At 69.7% G+C, this 4,923-nt stretch carries 5 protein-coding genes; 1 reads left to right on the forward strand and 4 read right to left on the reverse strand.

The genetic code is table 11. The features are described 5' to 3' along the window. The coding region (locus ACE3Q3_RS22820; RefSeq protein ID WP_374449906.1) for a hypothetical protein at positions 1 to 356 on the forward strand (356 nt) is incomplete at its 5' end. 82 nt (positions 357 to 438) lie between these two features. Here the strand turns inward: ACE3Q3_RS22820 and ACE3Q3_RS22825 are convergent. The 4 genes from ACE3Q3_RS22825 to ACE3Q3_RS22840 are packed head-to-tail and all read right to left on the reverse strand — an operon-like array spanning position 439 to position 4,726. Next, the gene (locus ACE3Q3_RS22825) at positions 439 to 1,107 is read right to left on the reverse strand and encodes a dienelactone hydrolase family protein (protein WP_374449908.1); all 669 of its coding nucleotides are present in this window, start codon (positions 1,105 to 1,107) and stop codon (positions 439 to 441) included. 23 nt (positions 1,108 to 1,130) lie between these two features. Continuing rightward, the gene (locus tag ACE3Q3_RS22830; protein ID WP_374449910.1) at positions 1,131 to 2,315 is read right to left on the reverse strand and encodes a M20 aminoacylase family protein; all 1,185 of its coding nucleotides are present in this window, start codon (positions 2,313 to 2,315) and stop codon (positions 1,131 to 1,133) included. Positions 2,316 to 2,329: 14 nt separating this feature from the next. Beyond that, positions 2,330 to 3,517: a M20 aminoacylase family protein gene (locus ACE3Q3_RS22835; RefSeq protein WP_374449912.1), complete on the reverse strand. Its 1,188-nt coding sequence runs from the start codon at positions 3,515 to 3,517 to the stop codon at positions 2,330 to 2,332. A gap of 15 nt (positions 3,518 to 3,532) precedes the next feature. Beyond that, positions 3,533 to 4,726: a M20 aminoacylase family protein gene (locus ACE3Q3_RS22840; RefSeq protein ID WP_374449914.1), complete on the reverse strand. Its 1,194-nt coding sequence runs from the start codon at positions 4,724 to 4,726 to the stop codon at positions 3,533 to 3,535. Positions 4,727 to 4,923: the final 197 nt, after the last annotated feature.

Raw genomic sequence — 4,923 nt, forward strand, 5'->3', positions numbered from 1 at the left:
CGTTCAACGGCAACGCCTTCTCCGACGTCTCGGCGATCGACGGGTACAAGGGCACGGCCGGCGACGCCGCGACCGCCAACGACAACCTGCTGATCTCGACCGGCGACAGCTACTCCGGCATCTCCGAGTTCGACACCTTCCTCTCGGTCGGTGCCGCGGACACGGACAAGCCGGGCTTCTACATCTTCTTCAATTCGAGCACCAACCGCGGCGAGATCTGGTTCGACACCTCGATGGTCTCGACCTCGAACGCCGTGCTGATCGCCACCTTCAACAACATCACGGCGGTCAACCAGCTGGCCCAGTTCAACGAGGGTCCGGCCGGCAACAACTCGGGCGACTTCGTCATCATCTGAGACGACGCCGCATCCGGAAACGCGGAACGGCCGGGGCTCGCCCCGGCCGTTCTTCGTTTCGGGGACCGGCCCCGGCGCCGGGTCAGCCGAGATGGTGCGCGAAGAAGGCCTGGGTGCGCTCCCATGCCTGGTCGGCGCAGGCCGGCGTGAAGTCCTTGCGCTCGTCGCAGGCGAAGCCGTGGCCGGCCGGGTAGATATGGATCTCGACGCCGGGATGGGCGCGGGCGATCTTCAGCACGTCGGCCAGCGGGATGCCGCCGTCGCGATCGCCGAAATGCAGCATCGTCGGCGCCTTCGGCGCCTCGCCCAGGAAGGGCACGATCTGGCCGCCATAGTAGCCGACGGACGCCTGGACCGGCAGCCGTGCCGCCGCCAGGTACGAGACGGAGCCGCCCCAGCAGAAGCCCACCGTGCCGACCTTCAGCCCCTCGCCGGCGAGCAGCGCCACCGCGGCCGCGATGTCGGCGACGACCGCGTCCCAGTCGGTCTTGGCACGGATGTCGCGCCCGGCCGCGATGTCGGCGGCCTCGTAGCCGAGCGAGACGCCGCGCTCGACGCGGTCGAAGATCGCCGGCGCCACCGCCGCATAGCCGGCCGCCGCGTAGCGGTCGGTGACGTTGCGGATATGGTGGTTGACGCCGAAGATCTCCTGGATGACGACCATGCCGGCCCTGGGGCGGCCGGCCGGGTCGGCGCGGTAGGCGGCGAGCCTGTGGCCGTCCCTGGCGGTCAGTTCGATATCCTTGCCCATCGGTCTCTCCCTTACTGTTGCCGTCAGGATGCGGCGGTGCCGAGCTTCGCCTCGACCAGGCGGGCGAACAGCGTGGCGCCCAGCGGCAGCACCTCGTCGTTGAAGTCGTAGCCCGGGTTGTGGACCTCGCAGCTCCCGCCATGGTCGCCCGATCCGCCCTGGCCGGTCAGGATGAAGGCGCCCGGCACGGCGTTCAGCATGTAGGAGAAATCCTCCGATCCCATGACGAGCGCGCCGTTGCGGTTGACGTTCTCCTCGCCGACCAGCGACGCGGCGACGTCGGCGATGAAGGCGGCCTCCTCCGGGTGGTTGACCAGCGGCGGGTAGCCCTGGCGGATGTCGCAATGGGCGGTGGCGCCGTAGGCCGCCGCCACCTGGCTCGCGATCCGCGCCAACCCCTGCATCTGTGCGTCCATCACCTCCTGCCGGAAGGCGCGGATGGTGCCGCGCAGCACGGCCGTCTCGGGGATGACGTTGTAGGCGTCGCCGGCATGGACCTGGGTGATGCTGAGGACGGCCGGATCGTGCGGCGACAGCGTCCGCGAGCGGATGGTCTGGGCGGCGGTGACGATATGGGAGGCGACGACGACCGGGTCGATGCCCGATTCCGGCCGCGCCCCGTGCGTGCCCTTGCCCTTGATCGTGATGTCGAAGCTGCCGGCACCGGCCATCATCGGGCCCGACCGGATCTGGAACTTGCCCACCGGCAGGCTCGGCCGGTTGTGCATCCCGAAGACGGCGTCGCAGGGGAACTTTTGAAACAGCCCCTCCTCGACCATAACCCTTCCGCCGCCCGGCCCTTCCTCGGCCGGCTGGAAGATGAAGTGGACCGTGCCCTGGAACTTGCGGGTCTCGGACAGGTAGCGGGCGGCCGTCAGCAGCATGGTGGTGTGGCCGTCATGGCCGCAGCCGTGCATCTTGCCCTTGTGGCGCGAGCGATGGGCGAAGGTGTTGGTCTCCTCCATCGGCAGCGCGTCCATGTCGGCGCGCAGGCCGATCGAGTTCGGGCTGTTGCCGACGCGGATGGTGCCGACGATGCCGGTCTTGGCGATGCCGGTCGTCACCTCGCAGCCATACTCGCGCAGCTTGTCGGCGACGATGGCGGAGGTGCGTTCCTCCTCGAACCCCAGTTCGGGATGGGCGTGGATGTCGCGGCGGACCGCGGTCATCTCCGCATGCCAGGACTGGATCAGCGGATCGATCTTCATGGGGCCGGGATCCTTCAGGCGCTCTTGGGCGCGAGCTTGGCTTCGACGACGCGGGCGAAGAGGGTGGCGCCGAGCGGCAGCAGGTCGTCGTTGAAGTCGTAGCCGGGGTTGTGCAGTTCGCAGCCACCGAGGGTGCCGCTGTGGCCACCGCCCTGGCCCGACAGGATGAAGGCGCCGGGCACCGCCTCCAGCATGTAGGAGAAGTCCTCCGAGCCCATGACGCGCGGGCCGTTGCGCTGCACGTTCTCCTCCCCGACCAAGCTGACGGCGACGTCGGCCATGAAGGCGGCCTCCTTCGCGTCGTTGACCAGCGGCGGATAGCCGGGGCGGATGTCGGGCTCGGCCTCGGCGCCGAAGGCGGCCGCGACCTCGCGGGCGACGCGGGCGAGCGCCGTCGTTACCTGCTCGCGCACGGCGTTGCTGTAGCAGCGGATGGTGCCGCGCAGGACGGCGCGCTCCGGGATGACGTTGTAGGCGTCGCCGGCATGGATCTGGGTGAAGCTGACGACGACCGGCTCGTGCGGGCTGGTCGTGCGCGAGACGATCGTCTGGGCGGCGCCGACGATGTGGGCCGCCACCAGCACCGGGTCGATGCCCGTCTCCGGGCGGGCGCCGTGCGCGCCCTTGCCCTTGATGCGGATCTCGAAGCGGCAGCCGCCGGCCAGCATCGGGCCGGGCCGGATCGCGAACTGGCCGACCGGCAGGCTCGGTCGGTTGTGCATGGCGAAGATGGCGTCGCAGGGGAACTTCTGAAACAGCCCTTCCTCGACCATGACCCGGCCGCCGCCGCCGCCTTCCTCGGCCGGCTGGAAGATCAGGTGGACGGTGCCCTGGAAGTTGCGCGTCTCCGCCAGGTACTTGGCCGCGCCCAGCAGCATCGTCGTGTGGCCGTCATGGCCGCAGGCGTGCATCCGGCCGGGATGCTTCGAGGCGTGCGCGAAGGTGTTGGTCTCCTGCATCGGCAGGCAGTCCATGTCGGCGCGCAGGCCCACCGACGCCGGGCTGTTGCCGACCCGGATGGTGCCGACGACGCCCGTCTTGGCGATGCCGGTCGTTACCTCGCAGCCGAACTCGCGCAGCTTCTCGGCGACGATGGCGGCCGTGCGTTCCTCCTCGAAGCCCAGTTCGGGATGGGCGTGGATGTCGCGCCGCCAGCGGATCATGTCCTGGTGGATGGCGGCGATGCGGGGCTCGATGTTCATGGGCGATGCCTTCCGTCAGGCCGCGGTTTCGCTGCCGAGCTTCCGCTCCACCAGGCGGGCGAAGAGGGTGGCGCCCAGCGGCAGCACCGCGTCGTTGAAGTCGTAGCCCGGATTGTGGACCTCGCACGAGGTGTGGCCCGACCCATGCGTGCCGCCGCCCTGGCCCAGCATGACGAAGGCGCCCGGCACCCGCTGCAGCATGTAGGAGAAGTCCTCCGAGCCCATGATGCGGGGGCCGTTGCGCTCGACATTGTCGGCGCCGACGATCTCGGTCGCGACGTCGGCGAGGAAGCCCGCCTCCGTCTCGTCATTCACCAGCGGCGGATAGCCGTCCTTGATGTCGACCGCGACCTCGGCGCCGAAGGCGGCCGCCATCTCCCGCGCGATGCGGGTGAAAGTGGCGCGGACCTTCTCGCGTGCCTCCTCGGTGAAGCAGCGGATGGTGCCGCGCAGCACGGCGGTCTCGGGGATGACGTTGTAGGCGTCGCCGGCGTGGATCTGGGTCACCGACAGCACCACCGGGTCGTGCGGGCTGATCGTGCGCGAGACGATGCTCTGGGCGGCGGTCGCGATGTGGGCGGCGGTGATGACGGGGTCGATGCCGGTCTCGGGCTTGGCGCCGTGGGTGCCCTGGCCCTTGACCGTGATGTCGAAGCGCATCCCGCCGGCCAGCATCGGGCCGGGCCGGATCTGGAACTTGCCCGCCTCCAGCACCGGCCAGTTGTGCATGGCGAAGACGGCGTCGCAGGGGAACTTGTCGAACAGGCCCTCCTCGACCATGACGCGGCCTCCGCCCTGGCCTTCCTCGGCGGGCTGGAAGATCAGGTGGACGGTGCCCTGGAACTTGCGTGTCTCGGCCAGGTACTTGGCCGCACCCAGCAGCATGGTGGTGTGGCCGTCATGGCCGCAGCCGTGCATCCGGCCCTTGAACTTCGAGGCATGGGCGAAGGTGTTGGTCTCCTGCATCGGCAGGCAGTCCATGTCGGCGCGGAGCCCGATCGAGTTCGGGCTGTTGCCGACCCGGATGGTGCCGACGACGCCGGTCCTGGCGATGCCGGTCGTCACCTCGCAGCCATACTCGCGGAGCTTGGCCGCGACGATCGCCGACGTCCGCTCCTCCTCGAACCCGAGCTCGGGATGGGCGTGGATGTCGCGTCGGATATGGGTCAGCTCGTCATGCCAGGCGGCGATCCTGGGTTCGATCTTCATGGCGCGGGGTCCCTGGAGGGCGGAAGGGCGGGGCGATGCCCGGATGCTAGCCCCTCGCAGTGCCGCGGGTCTACTCGGCGGCGTCCGCCTCATGCCCCGGGAACAGGCTCTCCCGCGCCTTCTGGCGGTCGTCGAAGCGGCTCCAGGTGGCGGACCAGTCGCCGCGGGTGGCGGCCTTGGAATATTCGGTCGAGCGG

This window comes from Allostella sp. (assembly GCF_041913585.1).
GTDB lineage: Bacteria > Pseudomonadota > Alphaproteobacteria > ATCC43930 > Allostellaceae > Allostella.

Coding starts and splice junctions, on each gene's coding strand:
- ACE3Q3_RS22825 (WP_374449908.1), bottom strand. CDS start 1,107: ATGGGCAAGGATATCGAACTGACCGCCAGGGACGGCCACAGGCTCGCC.
- ACE3Q3_RS22830 (WP_374449910.1), bottom strand. CDS start 2,315: ATGAAGATCGATCCGCTGATCCAGTCCTGGCATGCGGAGATGACCGCG.
- ACE3Q3_RS22835 (WP_374449912.1), bottom strand. CDS start 3,517: ATGAACATCGAGCCCCGCATCGCCGCCATCCACCAGGACATGATCCGC.
- ACE3Q3_RS22840 (WP_374449914.1), bottom strand. CDS start 4,726: ATGAAGATCGAACCCAGGATCGCCGCCTGGCATGACGAGCTGACCCAT.